At 56.9% G+C, this 1,851-nt stretch carries 1 rRNA gene; it reads right to left on the bottom strand.

The features are described 5' to 3' along the window. Positions 1-21: 21 nt before the first annotated feature. A 23S ribosomal RNA gene (locus tag ACGF15_RS29100) occupies positions 22-1,851 on the bottom strand; the annotation flags it as partial.

Raw genomic sequence — 1,851 nt, 5'->3', positions numbered from 1 at the left:
ACACAGTGGACGCGAGCAACTGAGGACAAGCCCTCGGCCTATTAGTACCGGTCAACTCCACCAGTTACCTGGCTTCCATATCCGGCCTATCAACCCAGTCGTCTACTGGGAGCCTTACCCTCTCAAGGAGGTGGGAGCCCTCATCTCGAAGCAGGCTTCCCGCTTAGATGCTTTCAGCGGTTATCCTTTCCGAACGTAGCCAACCAGCCATGCCCTTGGCAGAACAACTGGCACACCAGAGGTTCGTCCGTCCCGGTCCTCTCGTACTAGGGACAGCCCTTCTCAAGACTCCTACGCGCACAGCGGATAGGGACCGAACTGTCTCACGACGTTCTAAACCCAGCTCGCGTACCGCTTTAATGGGCGAACAGCCCAACCCTTGGGACCGACTCCAGCCCCAGGATGCGACGAGCCGACATCGAGGTGCCAAACCATCCCGTCGATATGGACTCTTGGGGAAGATCAGCCTGTTATCCCCGGGGTACCTTTTATCCGTTGAGCGACGGCGCTTCCACAAGCCACCGCCGGATCACTAGTCCCGACTTTCGTCCCTGCTCGACCCGTCGGTCTCACAGTCAAGCTCCCTTGTGCACTTACACTCAACACCTGATTGCCAACCAGGCTGAGGGAACCTTTGGGCGCCTCCGTTACCCTTTAGGAGGCAACCGCCCCAGTTAAACTACCCATCAGACACTGTCCCTGATCCGGATCACGGACCCAGGTTAGACATCCAGCACGACCAGAGTGGTATTTCAACGACGACTCCACCCATACTGGCGTACGGGCTTCACAGTCTCCCACCTATCCTACACAAGCCGAACCGAACACCAATATCAAACTGTAGTAAAGGTCCCGGGGTCTTTCCGTCCTGCTGCGCGAAACGAGCATCTTTACTCGTAGTGCAATTTCACCGGGCCTATGGTTGAGACAGTCGAGAAGTCGTTACGCCATTCGTGCAGGTCGGAACTTACCCGACAAGGAATTTCGCTACCTTAGGATGGTTATAGTTACCACCGCCGTTTACTGGCGCTTAAGTTCTCAGCTTCGCCAACCCGAAGATCAGCTAACCGGTCCCCTTAACGTTCCAGCACCGGGCAGGCGTCAGTCCGTATACATCGCCTTACGGCTTCGCACGGACCTGTGTTTTTAGTAAACAGTCGCTTCTCGCTGGTCTCTGCGGCCACACCCAGCTCACACCGTAAAGATGATCACCAGACATGGCCCCCCTTCTCCCGAAGTTACGGGGGCATTTTGCCGAGTTCCTTAACCATAGTTCACCCGAACGCCTCGGTATTCTCTACCTGACCACCTGAGTCGGTTTAGGGTACGGGCCGCCATGAAACTCGCTAGAGGCTTTTCTCGACAGCATAGGATCATCCACTTCACCACAATCGGCTCGGCATCAGGTCTCACCCACAAGAGGGACGGATTTACCTACCCCTCGGGCTACACCCTTACCCCGGGACAACCACCGCCCGGGCTGGACTACCTTCCTGCGTCACCCCATCGCTTACCTACTACCGTCTCGGGTCAGCGGCTCCACCACTCCCACCCACAGCAAAGCTGCAGACAGGCGGCTTCACGGCCTTAGCATCAACGGGCTCGATATTGGGCGTTTCAAAGCGGGTACCGGAATATCAACCGGTTGTCCATCGACTACGCCTGTCGGCCTCGCCTTAGGTCCCGACTTACCCTGGGCAGATCAGCTTGACCCAGGAACCCTTAGTCAATCGGCGCACACGTTTCTCACGTGTGTATCGCTACTCATGCCTGCATTCTCACTCGTGAACCGTCCACAACTCGCTTCCGCGGCTGCTTCACCCGGCACACGACGCTCCCCTACCCATCACA

This window comes from Streptomyces sp. NPDC048001 (assembly GCF_043203115.1).
Lineage (GTDB): Bacteria > Actinomycetota > Actinomycetes > Streptomycetales > Streptomycetaceae > Streptomyces > Streptomyces sanyensis.
The sequence above is the reverse complement of the archived record's forward strand: the minus strand, read 5'-3'. Positions and strand labels throughout refer to the sequence as shown.